This window comes from Pseudomonas sp. MDT1-16 (genome assembly GCF_054898115.1).
Genome location: NZ_CM142717.1, coordinates 5,955,138 through 5,972,752 on the forward strand (window position 1 = coordinate 5,955,138; position 17,615 = coordinate 5,972,752).

At 59.2% G+C, this 17,615-nt stretch carries 16 protein-coding genes and 2 pseudogenes; 7 read left to right on the forward strand and 11 right to left on the reverse strand.

The window, feature by feature from the left end:
* Window positions 1–58: 58 nt before the first annotated feature.
* From ACYZT3_RS27585 to tkt, 5 genes are all read right to left on the reverse strand, one after another.
* Window positions 59–391: an MliC family protein gene (locus tag ACYZT3_RS27585; protein WP_282380629.1), complete on the reverse strand. Its 333-nt coding sequence runs from the start codon at window positions 389–391 to the stop codon at window positions 59–61.
* A gap of 56 nt (window positions 392–447) precedes the next feature.
* Window positions 448–669, reverse strand: a complete 222-nt coding sequence (locus ACYZT3_RS27590; RefSeq protein WP_046045274.1) for a hypothetical protein — start codon at window positions 667–669, stop codon at window positions 448–450.
* A 34-nt stretch (window positions 670–703) separates the two neighbouring features.
* Window positions 704–1,867: a phosphoglycerate kinase gene (locus ACYZT3_RS27595; protein ID WP_462031153.1), complete on the reverse strand. Its 1,164-nt coding sequence runs from the start codon at window positions 1,865–1,867 to the stop codon at window positions 704–706.
* A gap of 12 nt (window positions 1,868–1,879) precedes the next feature.
* Window positions 1,880–2,947, reverse strand: a complete 1,068-nt coding sequence (gene epd / locus ACYZT3_RS27600) for an erythrose-4-phosphate dehydrogenase (protein ID WP_462031154.1) — start codon at window positions 2,945–2,947, stop codon at window positions 1,880–1,882.
* 225 nt (window positions 2,948–3,172) lie between these two features.
* A complete protein-coding gene (tkt, locus tag ACYZT3_RS27605; RefSeq protein WP_282380636.1) occupies window positions 3,173–5,170 on the reverse strand; it encodes a transketolase in 1,998 nt (665 codons plus the stop codon).
* Between the two features lie 273 nt (window positions 5,171–5,443).
* Here tkt and ACYZT3_RS27610 point away from each other — a divergent pair, with 273 nt between their 5' ends.
* From ACYZT3_RS27610 to ACYZT3_RS27625, 4 genes are all read left to right on the forward strand, one after another.
* Entirely contained in the window at window positions 5,444–6,439 is a 996-nt protein-coding gene (locus ACYZT3_RS27610) for an ArsR/SmtB family transcription factor (RefSeq protein ID WP_282380638.1), read from the forward strand.
* 18 nt (window positions 6,440–6,457) lie between these two features.
* Complete coding sequence (gene metK / locus ACYZT3_RS27615; protein WP_282380640.1) at window positions 6,458–7,648, forward strand: methionine adenosyltransferase; 1,191 nt, start codon at window positions 6,458–6,460, stop codon at window positions 7,646–7,648.
* Window positions 7,649–7,808: 160 nt separating this feature from the next.
* Window positions 7,809–9,488, forward strand: coding sequence for an NAD-dependent DNA ligase LigB (gene ligB, locus ACYZT3_RS27620; RefSeq protein WP_462031155.1), 1,680 nt, complete (start codon window positions 7,809–7,811; stop codon window positions 9,486–9,488).
* 98 nt (window positions 9,489–9,586) lie between these two features.
* Complete coding sequence (locus tag ACYZT3_RS27625) at window positions 9,587–9,982, forward strand: DUF1090 domain-containing protein (protein WP_282380644.1); 396 nt, start codon at window positions 9,587–9,589, stop codon at window positions 9,980–9,982.
* Window positions 9,983–10,045: 63 nt separating this feature from the next.
* On the opposite strand, the gene ACYZT3_RS27630 is transcribed toward ACYZT3_RS27625, so the two are convergent.
* Complete coding sequence (locus ACYZT3_RS27630) at window positions 10,046–10,495, reverse strand: c-type cytochrome (RefSeq protein ID WP_282380646.1); 450 nt, start codon at window positions 10,493–10,495, stop codon at window positions 10,046–10,048.
* Between the two features lie 128 nt (window positions 10,496–10,623).
* On the opposite strand from ACYZT3_RS27630, the gene mltA reads away from it, so the two are divergent.
* On the forward strand, window positions 10,624–11,796 hold the full coding sequence (gene mltA, locus ACYZT3_RS27635; RefSeq protein ID WP_462031156.1) for a murein transglycosylase A: 1,173 nt from the start codon (window positions 10,624–10,626) through the stop codon (window positions 11,794–11,796).
* Between the two features lie 45 nt (window positions 11,797–11,841).
* Here the strand turns inward: mltA and ACYZT3_RS27640 are convergent, their stop codons facing one another.
* Window positions 11,842–12,225: an MAPEG family protein gene (locus ACYZT3_RS27640; protein WP_462031157.1), complete on the reverse strand. Its 384-nt coding sequence runs from the start codon at window positions 12,223–12,225 to the stop codon at window positions 11,842–11,844.
* A gap of 40 nt (window positions 12,226–12,265) precedes the next feature.
* Entirely contained in the window at window positions 12,266–13,099 is an 834-nt protein-coding gene (locus ACYZT3_RS27645) for an EamA family transporter (protein ID WP_462032436.1), read from the reverse strand.
* Between the two features lie 286 nt (window positions 13,100–13,385).
* On the opposite strand from ACYZT3_RS27645, the pseudogene ACYZT3_RS27650 reads away from it, so the two are divergent.
* Together ACYZT3_RS27650 and ACYZT3_RS27655 are read left to right on the forward strand one after the other, a co-directional pair.
* Window positions 13,386–13,878, forward strand: a pseudogene (locus ACYZT3_RS27650) (MFS transporter); the annotation flags it as partial.
* A gap of 2 nt (window positions 13,879–13,880) precedes the next feature.
* Window positions 13,881–14,219 (forward strand): annotated as a pseudogene (locus ACYZT3_RS27655) (cation:proton antiporter domain-containing protein); the annotation flags it as partial.
* Between the two features lie 74 nt (window positions 14,220–14,293).
* Here the strand turns inward: ACYZT3_RS27655 and ACYZT3_RS27660 are convergent.
* From ACYZT3_RS27660 to ACYZT3_RS27670, 3 genes are all read right to left on the reverse strand, one after another.
* Window positions 14,294–15,598, reverse strand: coding sequence for an amidase (locus tag ACYZT3_RS27660; RefSeq protein WP_462031158.1), 1,305 nt, complete (start codon window positions 15,596–15,598; stop codon window positions 14,294–14,296).
* Between the two features lie 138 nt (window positions 15,599–15,736).
* On the reverse strand, window positions 15,737–16,501 hold the full coding sequence (locus ACYZT3_RS27665; RefSeq protein WP_129441418.1) for an amino acid ABC transporter ATP-binding protein: 765 nt from the start codon (window positions 16,499–16,501) through the stop codon (window positions 15,737–15,739).
* An 11-nt stretch (window positions 16,502–16,512) separates the two neighbouring features.
* On the reverse strand, window positions 16,513–17,610 hold the full coding sequence (locus ACYZT3_RS27670) for an amino acid ABC transporter permease (RefSeq protein ID WP_462030908.1): 1,098 nt from the start codon (window positions 17,608–17,610) through the stop codon (window positions 16,513–16,515).
* Window positions 17,611–17,615: the final 5 nt, after the last annotated feature.

The following is a 17,615-nucleotide window of genomic DNA, read 5'->3' on the forward strand; positions in this document are numbered from 1 at the left end:
ATTGCAGATCGGGGGTCAGCCCGGCCTGCCAATTCGGTGTTGCCTCAATCTTGCGGCGTTACTGCGCTTTGCAACCGCGGCCGATCAAATCATTGGTGGCGACCCAGTACACCAGGCCTTCCTCACCTTTTATGTGAAACGCCAGCATGTCGTTGCTGTACAGCGAACCTTCGGCGCCCGGCTCATGCTTCAAGCGGTAGACCTGATCGGCACCGCCGAGGCGAACGTCGACTTCCTTGCGGCTTTCGTCGCTGTAGCGCCAGAGCACGTTGGCCTGACTGTCGCAGGTCCAGGTGGTCCAGCTGTCCGTCGATTCGGCAGGCTTGAACAGGTTCAAATTGGCGCAACCTGCCAGCAGAGCCAGCGCCGTAACGGCGATAAAACCTTTCATCCATGTTCCTCGACTGACGACGCACGCCGCCAGCCCTGAGTAAAGTGTCAGACCCGTCAAGGGCAACCATGTTCCTTGGCCGGGGTCTGCGTCTCGTATTTGTCCAGGCCATCAGGCCCGGAACGCTTGTTGATCACCGGGTTGGTTTCGGCCTGCCAGTCGGCCTGGTAGCAGCCTTTGTCCTGTTCAGGCGTCTCCGGCACCTTCGGGGCTTTCGGGTTACTCCCGCAAGCCGCAAGCGAACCCGCGATAATCAACAGCGCTAACGTTTTGACCATCTGAACACTCCTTTGCCTGGTCAAATGGGCGGCCTCAGGCCTTGGCCCGGCTTTCCAGGACTTCAACGGCCGGCAGAACCTTGCCTTCGACGAATTCGAGGAACGCGCCACCGCCGGTAGAAATGTAGGAGATCTGATCGGCAACGCCATATTTATCGATCGCTGCCAGGGTGTCGCCGCCGCCAGCGATGGAGAACGCCGAGCTTTGTGCGATGGCCTGGGCCAGGACTTTGGTGCCGTTACCGAACTGGTCGAATTCGAACACGCCGACCGGGCCGTTCCACAGGATGGTCTTGGACGACTTCAGCAGCTCGGCGAAATTCGCCGCGGTCTGTGGGCCGATGTCCAGAATCATGTCGTCTGCGGCCACATCAGCAATCAGCTTGACGGTAGCGGTGGCGCTTTCAGCGAATTCCTTGGCAACGACGACGTCGACCGGCAGCGGTACGCTGACCTTGGCGGCGATGGCGCGAGCGGTGTCCAGCAGATCCGGCTCGTACAGGGACTTGCCGACCGGGTGACCGGCAGCGGCCAGGAAGGTGTTGGCAATGCCGCCGCCGACGATCAGCTGGTTGCAGATCTGGCTCAGGCTGTTGAGTACATCAAGTTTGGTCGAGACCTTGGAGCCGGCAACGATGGCAGCCATGGGTTGAGCCGGGGCGCCGAGGGCTTTGCCCAGTGCGTCCAGCTCGGCGGCCAGCAACGGACCAGCGGCCGCGACTTTGGCGAACTTGGCCACGCCATGGGTCGAACCCTCGGCGCGGTGAGCGGTGCCGAAGGCGTCCATCACGAACACGTCGCACAGGGCGGCGTATTGCTTGGCCAGTTCGTCAGCGTTCTTTTTCTCGCCCTTGTTGAAGCGCACGTTTTCGAACAGCACGATGTCGCCGGCTTTCACGTCGACGCCGCCGAGGTAATCGGCCACCAGCGGCACTTCACGACCCAGAGCCTTGCTCAAGTAGTCAGCGACTGGCTTGAGGCTGTTTTCGGCCGAGAACTCGCCTTCGGTCGGACGGCCAAGGTGCGAGCAGACCATCACGGCCGCGCCTTTTTCCAGGGCCAGCTTGATGGTCGGCAGCGAGGCCAGGATTCGCGCATCGCTGGTGACAACACCGTCCTTGACTGGGACGTTGAGGTCTTCGCGGATCAGTACGCGCTTACCTTGCAGATCGAGGTCGGTCATCTTCAACACGGTCATGGGTCGCATTTCCTACTGTTTTGGAGAGCAGTGTTTTGGAGAGCCAGCTGATTGCAGATAGTGTTCCGCAACATCCAGCATTCGGTTGGCAAAACCCCATTCGTTGTCGAACCAGGCCAGGATGTTCACCAGCCGCGGGCCGGAAACTCGGGTCTGACTGGCATCGACGATGGCCGAATGTGGGTCATGATTGAAATCACAACTGGCGTGAGGCAACTCGGTGTAGGCCAGAAGGCCCTTGAGTGGGCCCGTGGTGGCGGCCTCGCGCAAAATCCGGTTGACCTCGGTGGCGTCGGTGTCGCTCACGGTCTGCATCGTAATGTCGAGGCAAGACACGTTAACCGTCGGCACCCGCACGGCTTTGGCCTGAATTCTCCCGGCAAGTTCCGGCAACAGCCGTTCGATGCCACGCGCCAGACCAGTGGACACCGGAATCACCGACTGAAACGCCGAACGGGTGCGGCGCAAATCTTCGTGGTGATAGGCGTCGATCACCGGCTGATCGTTCATCGCCGAGTGAATGGTGGTGATCGACACATATTCCAGACCAATGGCCTGATCCAGCAGGCGCAACAGCGGCACGCCGCAGTTGGTGGTGCAGGACGCGTTGGACACCAGCAGCTCGTCGCCGGTCAGGCAATCCTGGTTCACGCCATAGACGATGGTGGCGTCGACATCCGCCTCGCTGGCCATCGGCTGGGAAAACAGCACGCGCGGTGCGCCGGCATCCAAAAAACGCTGGCCGTCGACCCGAGTGTGGTAGGCGCCGGAGCACTCCAGCACCAGATCGACGCCCAACGACGCCCAATCGATGCCTTCGGGGGTGGCACTGCGCAGGACCTTCACGCAGTTGCCATTAATATGCAGACAATCGCCGTCGACCTTCACTTCACCGGGAAAGCGCCCGTGAGTGGAGTCGAAGCGTGTCAGGTATTCGATGCTGGCCATGTCAGCCAGATCGTTGATCGCCACAATTTCAAACCCGGCCGCCGCCCCTCGCTCGAACAACGCACGCAAGACGCAACGACCAATCCGGCCGTAGCCGTTGAGTGCAACTTTGTAAGGACGCGGTTGAGGCATGGGGTTCTCGATAGACGCGGGCAGACGAATTCTTTGTAACAACACGGACCTGTAGCAGCTGGCGCAGCCTGCGTCCGGCCGCGAAACGGTCGTAAAATCAAGCACCGCGCTCCATTTTGAAGATACGCGTTGTCAGGTTTACGACCGCTTCGCGGCCGGACGCAGCCTTCGGCAGCTGCTGCAGGGATCGTGGCCGGCATGAAAACATGACTGCCACGTCCGTGTTTAGTCTTCCAGCAGCTCTTCAGCCTGACCCAGGATGTTTTCCAGGGTGAAGCCGAATTCTTCGAACAAGGCTGGCGCAGGCGCCGACTCGCCGTAAGTGGTCATGCCGATGACGCGGCCTTCCAGGCCCACGTACTTGTACCAGTAGTCCGCGTGGGCGGCTTCGATGGCGATACGGGCGCTGACCTGCAATGGCAGAACCGCTTGCTTGTAGCCGGCGTCCTGAGCATCGAACACGCTGGTGCAAGGCATCGAAACCACGCGCACCTTGCGACCCTGTTCGGTCAGCTTGTCGTAGGCCTGAACCGCCAGGCCGACTTCGGAACCGGTGGAGATCAGGATCAACTCAGGCTCGCCGTCGCAGTCCTTCAACACGTAACCGCCACGCGCGATCTCTTCGATCTGAATCGCATTGCGGGTTTGATGCTGCAGGTTCTGACGCGAGAAGATCAGCGCCGAAGGGCCGTCCTTGCGTTCCAGAGCCAGTTTCCAGCACACCGCCGATTCAACGGCATCGGCTGGGCGCCAGGTGTCGAGGTTCGGCGTGCTGCGCAAGCTGGTCAGTTGCTCGATCGGCTGGTGAGTCGGGCCGTCTTCGCCCAGACCGATGGAGTCGTGGGTGTAGACGAACACGACACGCTTCTTCATCAGCGAGGCCATGCGCACTGCGTTGCGGGCGTATTCCATGAACATCAGGAAGGTCGCGCCGTAAGGCACCAGACCGCCGTGCAGAGCCACGCCGTTCATGATCGCGCTCATGCCGAACTCGCGAACGCCGTAGTACATGTAGTTGCCGCTGGCGTCTTCAGCGGAAACACCTTTGCAACCTTTCCACAGGGTCAGGTTGGAACCGGCCAGGTCAGCGGAGCCGCCCAGCAGTTCAGGCAACAGCGGGCCGTAGGCATTCAGTGCATTCTGGCTGGCTTTACGGCTGGCGATGGTTTCGCCCTTGGCGGCGACTTCAGCAATATAAGCAGAGGCTTTTTCAGCGAAGTCTTCCGGCAAGTCGCCGCTCAAGCGACGGACCAGTTCGTTGGCCAACTCAGGGAAAGCAGCGGAGTAGGCCGCGAAACGCTGATCCCACTCGGCCTCGGCCGCGCGACCGGTTTCCTTGGCGTCCCACTCGGCGTAGATGTCGGCCGGGATTTCGAACGGGCCGTGATTCCATTTCAGCGCGGCGCGGGTCAGAGCGATTTCCGCATCACCCAGTGGGGCGCCGTGGCAGTCTTCTTTGCCTTGCTTGTTCGGCGAACCGAAACCGATGGTGGTCTTGCAGCAGATCAGCGTCGGTTGCTCGCTTTTACGCGCGGTTTCGATCGCGATCTTGATCTCTTCAGGGTCGTGACCGTCGACGTTGCGGATGACCTGCCAGTTGTAGGCTTCGAAACGCTTAGGCGTGTCGTCGGTGAACCAGCCTTCGACTTCGCCGTCGATGGAGATGCCGTTGTCATCGTAGAAGGCGATCAGTTTGCCCAGGCCCAACGTACCGGCCAGGGAGCCAACTTCGTGGGAAATGCCTTCCATCATGCAGCCATCACCCAGGAACACGTAGGTGTGGTGGTCGACGACATTGTGGCCCGGACGGTTGAACTGCGCCGCCAGGACTTTTTCTGCCAGGGCAAAACCAACCGCGTTGGCCAGGCCTTGGCCCAGTGGACCGGTGGTGGTTTCAACGCCTGGGGTGTAGCCGAGTTCCGGGTGGCCCGGGGTGCGGCTGTGCAGCTGGCGGAAATTCTTCAGGTCATCGATCGACAGATCGTAGCCGGTCAGGTGCAGCAGCGAGTAGATCAACATCGAGCCGTGACCGTTGGACAGCACGAAGCGGTCACGGTCGGCGAACGATGGATTGCTCGGGTTGTGCTTCAGGTAGTCACGCCAAAGTACTTCGGCGATATCCGCCATACCCATAGGGGCACCGGGATGGCCGCTGTTGGCTTTTTGCACGGCATCCATGCTGAGGGCACGAATGGCGTTGGCACGCTCACGACGGCTGGGCATCGCTGTTCTCCTGCGGGTTCTGAATCGAGAGTGAATAAAACGAAACGGAAAAAAGGCGAGCATTTTCCCTCACCGGGCCGCCTCGGGGCAATGACAGATAGTCATCTGAAGGCGTTTTTCCGGTGGATAAAGTCGCATTCGCCTGATGAAACCTTTCCGCTGACGATTTGTAGAGTGACCCTGTCCCCGAGAAGTGCCATCTATCGAGCAATATCAAAACTTTTTGATATTGCTCTTGCAGTGATTTCTGACCGTCACTAGACTGCTGGCCTTATGAATTTACGTGCGCCCTCCATTCGACATGACGATTGCGATGAGCTGGCGGCCCTGTGCAAGGCCGGCGGTGATCCTCTGCGTCTGAATGTACTGCGCGCGCTGGCCAACGATTCGTTCGGCGTGCTGGAACTGGCGCAGATCTTCGGCATCGGTCAGTCCGGCATGAGTCACCACCTCAAGGTATTGGCCCAGGCCGACCTGGTGGCGACTCGCCGTGAAGGCAACGCGATTTTCTACCGTCGCGCCCTGCCTCACACCGACCTGCTGGGTGGCAAGCTGCACGCTGCGCTACTGGAAGAAGTGGATAACCTGACCCTGCCTGCCGAGGTGCAGTCGCGGATCGGTCAGGTCCATGGGCAACGAGCGGCGGCCAGCCAGGACTTTTTCTCACGGGTCGCGGAGAAGTTTCGCGCCCAGCAAGACTTGATCGCCGGTCTGCCGCAATACCGTGAAAGCGTGGTGGCGTTGCTCGACAAACTGAGTTTCGGCGCAGACGCCACGGCCATCGAAGTCGGCCCCGGTGACGGTGCATTTTTGCCGGAACTGGCGCGTCGTTTCACACAGGTGACCGCGCTGGACAACAGCCCGGCGATGCTCGAACTGGCGCGTCAGGTCTGCGAGCGTGAAACGCTGACTAACGTCAGCCTGCAATTAGCCGATGCATTGAACGGTGTAAACCTCAAGGCTGACTGCGTTGTACTGAACATGGTGCTGCACCATTTCGCCGCGCCGGCCGAAGCGCTCAAGCGCATGGCCGACTTGCTGCAACCAGGCGGAAGCCTGCTCGTGACAGAGTTATGTAGCCACAACCAGAGTTGGGCCAGGGAGGCCTGCGGTGATCTCTGGTTGGGGTTTGAACAGGACGATTTGGCCCGTTGGGCCACCGCTGCGGGACTCGTTCCCGGGGAAAGCCTCTATGTAGGCTTACGTAATGGTTTCCAGATCCAGGTCCGCCATTTTCAGCGACCGGCTGGCGACACTCACCATCGGTAAATTCAGGAAAAAATCGAGATGAGCGAATACTCCCTCTTCACCTCCGAGTCCGTGTCCGAAGGGCATCCGGACAAAATCGCCGACCAGATTTCCGATGCGGTGCTGGACGCCATCATTGCTGAAGACAAATTCGCCCGTGTAGCGGTCGAGACACTGGTTAAAACCGGCGTGGCAATCATCGCGGGTGAAGTCACCACGTCGGCCTGGGTCGATCTGGAAGAGATCGTGCGTAACGTCATTCTGGACATCGGCTACAACAGCTCCGATGTCGGCTTCGACGGCGCCACTTGCGGCGTGATGAACATCATCGGCAAGCAGTCCCCTGACATCAACCAGGGTGTCGACCGTGCCAAGCCTGAAGATCAGGGCGCCGGCGACCAGGGCCTGATGTTCGGCTACGCCAGCAATGAAACCGACGTGCTGATGCCAGCACCGATCACCTTCTCGCACCAACTGGTGCAGCGTCAGGCCGAAGCCCGTAAATCCGGCCTGCTGCCTTGGCTGCGCCCGGACGCCAAGTCGCAAGTGACTTGCCGTTACGACGGCGGCAAGGTTGTCGGTATCGACGCCGTTGTACTGTCGACCCAGCACAACCCTGACGTGTCCTACAAAGACCTGCGCGAAGGCGTGATGGAGCTGATCGTCAAGCACGTCCTGCCTGCCGAACTGCTGAGCAAAGACACCCAATTCCACATCAACCCGACCGGCCAGTTCATCATCGGCGGCCCGGTGGGCGACTGCGGTCTGACCGGTCGCAAGATCATCGTCGACAGCTACGGCGGCATGGCCCGTCACGGCGGCGGCGCGTTCTCCGGTAAAGATCCATCGAAGGTTGACCGTTCGGCCGCCTACGCGGGTCGTTACGTGGCCAAAAACATCGTGGCAGCCGGCCTGGCCGAGCGTTGCGAGATCCAGGTTTCCTACGCGATCGGTGTTGCTCAGCCGACTTCGATCTCATTGAACACCTTCGGCACCGGCAAAATCAGCGACGACAAAATCGTCAAACTGGTTCGCGAAGTGTTCGACCTGCGTCCATACGCAATCACCACCATGCTCGACCTGCTGCACCCGATGTACCAGGAAACCGCTGCGTACGGCCACTTCGGTCGCACCCCGGCCACCAAGACCGTGGGCGAAGACACTTTCACCACCTTCACCTGGGAAAAGACCGACCGCGCCGATTCCTTGCGCGCTGCTGCCGGCCTGTAAGACTTCCCCGGCGGTACCAAAAAGCCCCGCACGGTTCGCCGTGCGGGGCTTTTTATTGTCCGCTGCCCCGGTGCCGACACACGCTGAAAAACAGCAGGCCTTCTCATCCTGAAAATCCGTCCTAGCCTTCAAGCATTCCACTTGAGCAAGGACGCTCACGATGCGACTCTACCTGTGCCTCTTTTTCGGTTTTCTACTGACAACTTTCTGCCTGACCACCCACGCGGCCGAGTGCCCCAACTGGCCACCGACACGCGCACTGGACGAAGTCACGTCACTGCAAAAACAAATCGACCTCTGGGACGACAGCTATCACCGGGAAGGCCGCTCATTGGTCGCCGACGAACTCTACGATCAGTCCCGTGTGCGACTGACCGAATGGCGCACCTGTTTTGGCCTGGGCCAATCCGCGGAACCGTTACGCACCGCAGGCGGCACGATTGCTCACCCCATCGCCCACACCGGTCTGGAAAAACTCCACGATGGTCACGCCGTCGAAGCCTGGCTAAAAGGTCGGAACGATGTCTGGATTCAGCCAAAAATCGACGGCGTGGCGGTGACGCTGATCTACCGCAAAGGCCTGCTGACTCAGGCAATCAGTCGCGGTGACGGGATAAATGGCCAGGACTGGACGGCTTCGGCGCGCCAGATCGCCACCATCCCCCAACGATTGCCACAACCGCGCGACTTGCTGCTGCAAGGTGAACTCTATTGGCGCCTGACCGACCACGTACAGGCCCAGGCCGGCAGCCTCAATGCACGCGCTACAGTGGCCGGTTTGATGGCCCGTAAAAAATTGAGCACTGAACAAGCCGCCGGGATCGGCCTGTTTGTCTGGGACTGGCCCCAAGGCCCGGCCAGTTTGCCCGCCCGCGTCGCGGCCCTGGATGAGTTGGGTTTCCCGAGCTCCGCACCTTACAGCCAGTCGATCAAGGTATTCGCCGACGCCGAACGCTGGCGAGATCACTGGTATCGTACGCCCCTGCCCTTCACCAGTGATGGCATTGTCCTGCGCCAGGGTCAGCGTCCACCCGCCGAGCGCTGGCAGGCCAAACCGCCTTATTGGAGCGTCGCCTGGAAATACCCTTTTGCTCAGACGCTGGCCGAGGTGCGCAAGGTCCATTTCAAGATTGGACGGACCGGACGGATCACGCCGGTTCTGGAACTGACACCGGTAATGCTTGATGACCGGCAGATCAAGCGAGTCAGTGTGAGTTCACTGCAACGCTGGGAAACGCTGGATATCCGACCTGGAGACCAGGTCGCCATCAGCTTGGCAGGCCTGACCATTCCAAGGCTCGACGGTGTCATGCTGCGCAGTACCGAACGCACTGAATTGAGCGTACCGCTGGTAGAAGACTTTCATCATTTGAGTTGCTGGCAGCCGACACCGGGGTGCGAAAGCCAATTCCTCGCTCGACTGACCTGGCTCAGCAGCAAGCAGGGACTGGCTTTGCCTCATGTTGGCCCTGGCACGTGGGAGAAACTTCTCGAAACAGGCCGCCTGAACGGCCTGCTGGATTGGTTAACCCTCGATGCTCAAGAGCTTGCTAACATTGAAGGCTTCGGCGAACGCAGCAGTGCTCGTCTTTTGAACAGCTTCATCAGTGCCCGGCAACGCCCATTCACTCGCTGGCTCAAAGCCTTGGGTTTGCCACCGACCGGCCTGGCACGCCTCGCCAACTCATGGCAGGAACTGGCACAACGAAGCACCGAACAATGGCAGGCAGAACCTGGCATCGGCCCGGGACGCGCAGCGCAATTGAGCGCATTTTTCCGCGACCCGCAGGTCCTGGCCTTGAGTGAAACATTACGTGTTGCCGGGATTGATGGTTTTTAACGACTGACGATGCCCACCAACCCGGAACCCAATGGCGCCGCCGGGCTCAAACACCCTATCGCCACATAGACCCGATTGCCTTTTCACATGGAGCTTTTATGAAACTTCTTTCACCGCTCGCCCTGTTGACCCTTTGCAGCGTGATGGCCACTCCACTGATGGCCGCCGAAGAAGCTCCGGGGCTGACCGGCTGCGCCGCGAAGAAGCAGGGCATCATCAACCAGATTGAACTGGCCAAGTCTCACGGCAATGCTGATCAGCAGGCTGGCCTTGAAACTGCCCTGAGCGAAGTCACCGCTCATTGCACCGACGCTTCCCTGAAGAAAGAACGGGAGAACAAAGTGCTCGACGCCAAGCACGAAGTCAGCAAGCGTCAGGCTGATCTCGACAAGGCAATGAAGAAAGGCGACGCCGAAAAGATCAACAAGCGCAAAGACAAACTCGCCGAGTCCCGCAAGGAATTGCAGGACGCACTCGACGAGTTGGATAAGTGATCGTTCCCACGCTCTGCGTGGGAATGCAGCCATGGACGCTCCGCGTCCACCTCTGATCAGAGATCAATGATCCCGAAACTCTTTATGGCACGCACTGCAGGCATCTTCGACTTTCTGCACTGCCGGACCCAGGTTACTGGCCTTGTAAGGCTGAACCTTGCTGGCAATCACCAATTCACCGGTGGCGGCTTCAAGGGTGCGGACCATTTCCTGGAAGCGTGCCTGCTGCTGCCACACATTGTCCTTGGCGCTGGTGTGATCTTCTTCGCGCACCTGCGGAAAATGTTTCCAGGGTTCATGGGACAACGCGTCAAGTTTCACGGCGCCATCAGCGAATTTCGGACCGTCGAATGGAATGCGACCACGCAACATGCCGCCCAGGTCTTCGCCGGTCTTGAGCATTTGCTTGAAGATTGCCTTGCGCTGCCCCAGCGGCGAGTTGGGGTCGACACCACCGCAGGCGGACAGCGTCAGGCAGGCCAGCAATACAACAGAAAGTCTTTTAAGAGTCATGGTGGCTTCAGGTCACGGGAAACGGCGGCCAGTATCCTCGCGTCATCGGCAAAGACCAATAGCCCTATTATCAATACGGGTTGTTTGAGCGCATGGAGCACTCAGGCAACCGGCAAAGGAATTACTCCATGAACAGCCGTTTCAAGGCATGCCGTCACAACCTCGCTTGGACCCTTCCGATGGTGGTCGTGCTTGCGGGCTGCACCGGTGGCGACAACAACAAACCAAAAACCCACGCCCTGGCCACCTACTCCAGCGCCACGTGGGAAGCACTTCCGACGGTGTCCGACAACGACCTGGTCGCCGGCTTCGGCTCGTGGCGCAGCGCTTGCACCCGACTCAAAGCCGACCCGGTCTGGGGTTCAACATGTGCGGCTGCCGCCAATGTGCCGCAAACCGCCAACGACATTCGTGGCTTCCTCAAGCAGAACCTCGACGTCTACGGCCTGCGCGCCGCCAATGACAATCCCAACGGCTTGATCACCGGTTATTACGAGCCGGTCTACCCTGGCAGCCTGACCCAGACCGAAGTGGCGAACATCCCGGTGTACGGCGTACCCGAAGACATGATCATCGTCTCCCTGGACAGCATTTACCCGGAACTCAAAGGCAAACGCCTGCGTGGACGACTCGAAGGTCGCGTGCTCAAGCCTTACGACGATGCGGCAACGATTGAAACCAAAGGGGTCAAGGCACCGGTTGTTGCCTGGCTGACCGACCCGATGAATCTTCAATTTCTGCAAATTCAGGGCTCGGGCCGCATTCGACTCGACGACGGCCGTCAATTGCGCATTGCGTATGCCGACCAGAACGGTCACCCCTATCGACCCATCGGCCGCTGGTTGGTCGAGCAGGGCGAGCTGAAAAAAGAAGAGGTGACCATGGGCGCCATCAGCCATTGGGCCAAGGCCAATCCGACGCGCATTCCGGAACTGTTGGGCAGCAACCCCAGCTACGTGTTCTTCACCCGTAACCCGGACAGCAACGAAGGGCCTCGCGGCTCGCTGAACGTACCGCTGACCGCAGGCTATAGCGCGGCGGTGGATCGCAAAGTGATTCCGCTGGGCAGTCTGTTGTGGTTATCGACGACTAAACCGGACGGTACCGCACTGGTACGCCCGGTAGCCGCTCAAGACACCGGCGGCGCAATTGCCGGCGAAGTCCGTGCGGACCTGTTCTGGGGCACGGGCGATGCGGCCGGGCAATTGGCCGGCGACATGAAACAGCAGGGGCAGATCTGGATGCTCTGGCCTAAAGGCGCAGCCCTGCCTCAAGTGCCTCAGGTGACCGACAAGCTTTAAAGTCAAAAGATCGCTGACTTCGCCAGCGATCTTTTGAGCTTGCTCTTAAACAGAAACCACAAAGAAACTGACGATCAACCCCATCCCCACCAACCACACCAGCGACCGCAAAATCGCCCAGTCCGCCAGGTAGCAAATGATGTACAGCAGCCGACTGGTGATAAACAACACCGATAGCACATTGATCGTCACCAGTTCGGCATTGCCGGCCAGGTGCGCAACGATCACCGCCGCCGCGAACGCGGGAGTCACTTCTAAACCGTTCAGATGCGCCGCATACGCGCGTCGGCCCAAACCATTCAGTGACTCGAGAAAGTCACGGGGGTCATGGTTGTCTTTCGGCCTGAACCCGCCACTGACCCTGGCGATGCCCGTGCAGATATAGGGCAGGAAAATCGCGATCAAAATGCACCACAGAGCAACCGTCATAACGCAATCCCTTCTTCAAGTTTCAAGAGTCGAGCTCCAGTCAAAACTTCATCACCAGTATGCCGATCAGCACCAGTCCACAGGCTAAGAGCCGTGGCCTGCCGAAAGGTTCTTTCAGGTAACGCATGCCGAACAGCACCACCAGAATCACACTGATCTCGCGCAATGCCGCCGCTTCGGCAATCGAGCCCAGCTGCATGGCCCACAGCACCAGAGCGTAGCTGAACAACACGCAAAAGCCGACTGCCAACCCCAGTCGCCACTGCTCACGCCAGAACAACATGAAGGCCGGTCGCTTGCGCACCAGAGCCAGTAACGGAAACGGCCAGGCGCTGAGCAACGTGACCCACACCAGGTAATCCAGCGGATGCGACCAGCGTCGCAACGCCTGGCCGTCGATGAAGGTGTAGCAGCCGATGCACAGGCCGATCAACGCCACCACCGGCAGCATCGACCATGGCAAACGCGCGCCGCCACCGCCCTGCCAGAGCAGGCACAGCATGCCAAACGGGATCAGCAGAATCCCGAAGATCTGCTGGTTTGTCAGCACTTCCCCGGCAAAAATCAGCGTCAACGCCAGCACCACCAGCGGCGACAAACCACGCATCAGCGGGTAGACCAACCCGAGGTCGCCGACGCGGTACGCCTGGATCAACAGATAGCGATAGAGCAACTCGAACGCCGCCGACGCCAAAATCCACGGCCAGATTTCCATGGGCGGCACGTTCACCAAAGGCAGCATCACCGCGACAAACAACATCGCCACGCTGTCCATGCAGGCCACTACCAACAATCGTTCCGCACTGAATTTGATCAGGGTATTCCACGCCGCGTGCAACAGCGCCGCGACTAACACCAGTGCTGTGGCAAGCACGGCACACTCCTTTTTGTTGCCCAACCCGCCCTTGTAGGAGCGCGGCTTGCCGGCGAAGGCGTCCTTGAGATCGCCATCGCCGGCAAGCCGTACTCCTACAGGGAGCGGGTCGGATAATTGATTCGCCATATGTCAGCAGCTGTTTATACTGCAAGCGACCACGCCGCACTCAGTTGTGCACTGACTAATTCCAATAATTTGTGCCACCGCCCGCTCTCGTCGAGAACGGGCGTCGGCATGCGTATGCCTGATCAGAGCGTCAAGACTACCGACAGAGACCTTGCGCATGCCACTCGCCTTGCTTGCCCTCGCTGTTGCCGCGTTCGGCATCGGCACCACTGAATTCGTCATTATGGGCCTGTTGCCCGATGTGGCCCGCGACCTCGCCGTGAGCATTCCGACGCCGGCCTGCTGATCACCGGCTACGCCCCGGGCGTGGTGTTTGGCGCACCGATCCTCGCAATCGGCACCGCCAACATGCCGCGCAAAGCCACGCTGCTGGGCATGACGTTGATGTTCATTCTTGGAATATTCTGTGCGCGCTGGCGCCAAACCACGCCACGTTGATGGCCGCTCGCGTGGTAACTGCGTTGTGCCACGGGGCGTTCTTCGGGATTGGTTCGGTGGTGGCCGCCGGCCTGGTCGCGCCGAACAAACGGGCCCAGGCGATTGCCATGATGTTCACCGGCCTGACCCTGGCCAACGTGCTTGGCGTTCCGCTGGGAACCGCGCTGGGGCAATACGCCGGCTGGCGCTCGACGTTCTGGGCGGTGTCAGTGACCAGATCGACTTCGGTGATCTGCTGATGAACTGGATGCTGTCGTTCCTGCTGTTTGCCGGCGCCCTGCACGTCAACCTCAATGACTTGCGCAGCTACCGTTAGCCCATAGGCCTGTTGGCAACGTTCGGCGTATTGATCGCGACCGCCGTGATCGGCTGGCACGTGAGTTTCCTGTACTGCCTGCTGTTCGGCGCATTGATCTCCCCGACCGACCCGATTGCCGTGCTCGGCGTGCTGCGGACCGCCAACGCATCCAAGCCGCTGAAAACCACCATCGTCGGTGAGTCGCTGTTCAACGACGGCACTGCGGTCGTGGTGTTCACCGTTTTGCTGAGCATCACTTACATCGTGGTGCTGTCGTCGATCCTGCTGCAGGGCCTGACGATTGAACATTGAACTACGCGCCTGCTGCATCACCCTGATGCGGCAGGCGCGGGTGCGGCTGCTCTCAGCACCGCATCAACTTGCTCCGCAGCCAGTAACAGATTGCTGTCGTTTCTAAATCCCCCGATCATTTGAAGTCCCACTGGTAACGCCCTGGTATTCCGAACGAGAGGGATATTGATTTGAGGCAATCCAAACGCCATCCAAAACTTGCAGAAATCAGAAGATCCGGTAGCTCCAAGCCCCAACGGCGCGACGATGCCGCAGCTCGCACCCAAGACGGCGTCAAAAGGCATGAATATCGGTTCCAGAACAGCGGCTAACTTTGCTAAACGCTTCTTTGCCGCTGACTCTTGGTTCCAAGTCGTCAGACTGGCGCGTTCGAACATGGCTAACAACTCTTCACTTAGTTTGTCAGGGTGCAATTGCAGTTCTTTGGAGAGTGATCGGGCGCCCTCGCAATCGTTTATCAGCAGATGGTCATCAAATACACCCGCAAATTCCTCGGGCAGCAATACCTCGCTCACTTGATGTCCCGCCAATCGCAGATCTTCTACAGCAGCGTCCAGTGATTTGGACACGTGCTCGTCTACCTGATCCCAACGGGCCGTACGACAGAAGCCGAACGACCGTAAATTGCGCTCATGAGCAAGCTTTGGAAATCCAGGAATCAACACTTTAGCCATCAGCACCAGATCACGAACGGAGCGGCCATACCAACCCACCGTGTCGAAGCTCGGCGCTAATGGTTTGACCCCTTCTAGAGGAACTAACCCGTACGAAGGTTTGAAAGCATACAGTCCGCAATAGGATGCCGGTTTAATCAATGATCCGGCTGTCTGTGTTCCCAAAGCGATCGGAAAAAAGCCGGCCGCCATCCCCGCTGCCGATCCGGCACTGGAGCTCCCTGGGGTCCTGTCGAGATCATGTGGATTGCGGGTTGGACCGGTATGCATGTAAGCGAATTCGGTGGTATGCGTCTTGCCCATGATGACCGCTCCGGCCTGGCGCAGAAGCGAGACGACATGGGCGTCACGCGAAGGACAGTTGTCATCATAGATCGGAGAGAAAAAACGGGTGGGATGATCCGTGGTGTCATAGTTGTCTTTGATTCCCACTGGGACACCCGCCAGGAGACCATTCGCGTTACTCTTTTTTAGTTGGCAAGCTTGAGTGCGCACCCCTTCTGGGTCGAACGAAACGAATGCTCTAATGTTTCGCTCTTGCGATTCAACGTACTCAAGAAAGTGATCAGCTACTGTCTCTGCGCTCACGACACCTGAACGAACCATTTCCGAAATGGTGGTGGCGTCAAACTTATTAAAATCGTGCATATCGCTCCTTCGAGCTACTTATAACCCGGAGACTAATTGGAGGGTTGTCATTACCGACAACTCATGAGATTTCGAGCTTCATCTTTATGGGTGCGCGCCGAGCAGCACTCGGCAGAACCAGCAGATGTATCCAGATAATCAATGCAGAATCTGGCTCAGGAACAGCTTCGTACGCTCATTCTGCGGATTATCGAAGAAGTCGTTCGGCGCGGCCTGTTCGACGATTTCGCCCTTGTCCATGAAGATCACGCGATTGGCCACGGTGCGGGCGAAGCCCATTTCGTGGGTTACGCAGAGCATGGTCATGCCGTCTTCAGCCAGGCCGATCATGGTGTCCAGAACCTCTTTCACCATTTCCGGGTCGAGTGCCGAGGTCGGTTCGTCGAACAGCATGATTTTCGGTTTCATGCACAAGGCACGGGCAATCGCCACACGCTGTTGCTGACCGCCGGACAGTTGCCCCGGGAATTTATGCGCCTGCTCTGGAATGCGGACGCGTTCCAGGTAATGCATGGCGATTTCTTCGGCCTGGCGCTTGGGCATCTTGCGCACCCACATCGGCGCCAGCGTGCAGTTCTGCAGGATGGTCAGGTGCGGGAACAGGTTGAAGTGCTGGAACACCATGCCGACTTCACGGCGGACCGATTCGATCTGCTTGAGGTCGTTGGTCAGCTCCACGCCATCGACCACGATGCGGCCCTGCTGGTGTTCTTCCAGACGGTTGAGGCAACGAATGGTGGTGGACTTGCCGGAACCCGACGGGCCGCACAGGACGATACGCTCGCCCTGTTTAACGTTCAGGTTGATGTCTTTCAACACGTGGAACTGGCCGTACCACTTGTTGACGCCCTGCATCTGAATAATGCCTTCAGGGCTCACAGGCTGTTTGATCGCTTCACTCATAAACTACGCTCCTAACGCTTGTGGCCAGTGTCCAGCTTACGTTCCAAATGCATGGAATAGCGGGACATACCAAAACAGAAAATCCAGAACACCAGGGCCGCGAACACATAGCCTTCGGTGGCCATGCCCAACCATTTCGGGTCGGCGGCAGCTTGTTTGACGCTGTTGAGCAAGTCGAACAGGCCGATGATGATCACCAGGCTCGTGTCCTTGAACAGCGCAATGAAGGTGTTGACGATGCCAGGGATCACCATCTTCAGGGCTTGCGGCAGAATCACCAGGCCCATGCTGCGCCAGTAACCGAGGCCCATCGCGGCAGCCGCTTCGTACTGACCTTTGGGAATCGCTTGCAGACCACCGCGCACCACTTCGGCCACGTAAGCCGACTGGAACAGGATCACGCCGATCAGCGCCCGCAGCAGTTTGTCGAAGTTCATGCCTTCAGGCAGGAACAACGGCAGCATCACCGAGGACATGAACAGCACCGTGATCAACGGCACGCCGCGCCAGAATTCGATGAAGGTCACGCAGACCACCCGAATCGCCGGCATGTTCGAACGACGGCCCAGCGCCAGGACGATACCCAGCGGCAACGCACCGGCAATACCGACGGTGGCGATCACCAGGGTCAGCATCAGGCCGCCCCATTGGCTGGTCGCCACGGCGCTCAGGCCGAACACGCCGCCGTGCAGCAGGCACCAGGCGACAATCGGGTACAGCACCAGGAAGCTCAGGCCATACACCGCTTTATGGTGAAAACGCGAGATGAACAACGGTGCCACGCCGATGACCGCCAGCCACACGGTCAGGTCCACGCGCCAGCGCAGGTCCACCGGGTAGTAGCCGTACATGAACTGGCCGAAGCGCTGCTGGATGAACACCCAGCAGGCGCCCTCCTTGGTGCAGTCAGCCTGGGTGGTACCGACCCAGTTGGCATCGAGGATCGCCCAGCTCAGGATCGGCGGCACCACCAGGTAGATCAGGTAGAACGCGAACAGGGTCAGCAGGGTGTTGAGCCAGCTGGAGAACATGTTGGCGCGCATCCACGCCACGACACCGATGCTGCGGCTCGGGGGTGGCATGTCAGGTTTGAAAGTATGAGTCGTCATGCGCT

What these genes read in the sequence shown, in the direction of transcription:
- ACYZT3_RS27585 (WP_282380629.1), bottom strand. Translation starts at nt 391, where the DNA reads ATGAAAGGTTTTATCGCCGTTACGGCGCTGGCTCTGCTGGCAGGTTGC.
- ACYZT3_RS27590 (WP_046045274.1), bottom strand. Translation starts at nt 669, where the DNA reads ATGGTCAAAACGTTAGCGCTGTTGATTATCGCGGGTTCGCTTGCGGCT.
- ACYZT3_RS27595 (WP_462031153.1), bottom strand. Translation starts at nt 1,867, where the DNA reads ATGACCGTGTTGAAGATGACCGACCTCGATCTGCAAGGTAAGCGCGTA.
- epd (WP_462031154.1), bottom strand. Translation starts at nt 2,947, where the DNA reads ATGCCTCAACCGCGTCCTTACAAAGTTGCACTCAACGGCTACGGCCGG.
- tkt (WP_282380636.1), bottom strand. Translation starts at nt 5,170, where the DNA reads ATGCCCAGCCGTCGTGAGCGTGCCAACGCCATTCGTGCCCTCAGCATG.
- ACYZT3_RS27610 (WP_282380638.1), top strand. Translation starts at nt 5,444, where the DNA reads ATGAATTTACGTGCGCCCTCCATTCGACATGACGATTGCGATGAGCTG.
- metK (WP_282380640.1), top strand. Translation starts at nt 6,458, where the DNA reads ATGAGCGAATACTCCCTCTTCACCTCCGAGTCCGTGTCCGAAGGGCAT.
- ligB (WP_462031155.1), top strand. Translation starts at nt 7,809, where the DNA reads ATGCGACTCTACCTGTGCCTCTTTTTCGGTTTTCTACTGACAACTTTC.
- ACYZT3_RS27625 (WP_282380644.1), top strand. Translation starts at nt 9,587, where the DNA reads ATGAAACTTCTTTCACCGCTCGCCCTGTTGACCCTTTGCAGCGTGATG.
- ACYZT3_RS27630 (WP_282380646.1), bottom strand. Translation starts at nt 10,495, where the DNA reads ATGACTCTTAAAAGACTTTCTGTTGTATTGCTGGCCTGCCTGACGCTG.
- mltA (WP_462031156.1), top strand. Translation starts at nt 10,624, where the DNA reads ATGAACAGCCGTTTCAAGGCATGCCGTCACAACCTCGCTTGGACCCTT.
- ACYZT3_RS27640 (WP_462031157.1), bottom strand. Translation starts at nt 12,225, where the DNA reads ATGACGGTTGCTCTGTGGTGCATTTTGATCGCGATTTTCCTGCCCTAT.
- ACYZT3_RS27660 (WP_462031158.1), bottom strand. Translation starts at nt 15,598, where the DNA reads ATGCACGATTTTAATAAGTTTGACGCCACCACCATTTCGGAAATGGTT.
- ACYZT3_RS27665 (WP_129441418.1), bottom strand. Translation starts at nt 16,501, where the DNA reads ATGAGTGAAGCGATCAAACAGCCTGTGAGCCCTGAAGGCATTATTCAG.
- ACYZT3_RS27670 (WP_462030908.1), bottom strand. Translation starts at nt 17,610, where the DNA reads ATGACGACTCATACTTTCAAACCTGACATGCCACCCCCGAGCCGCAGC.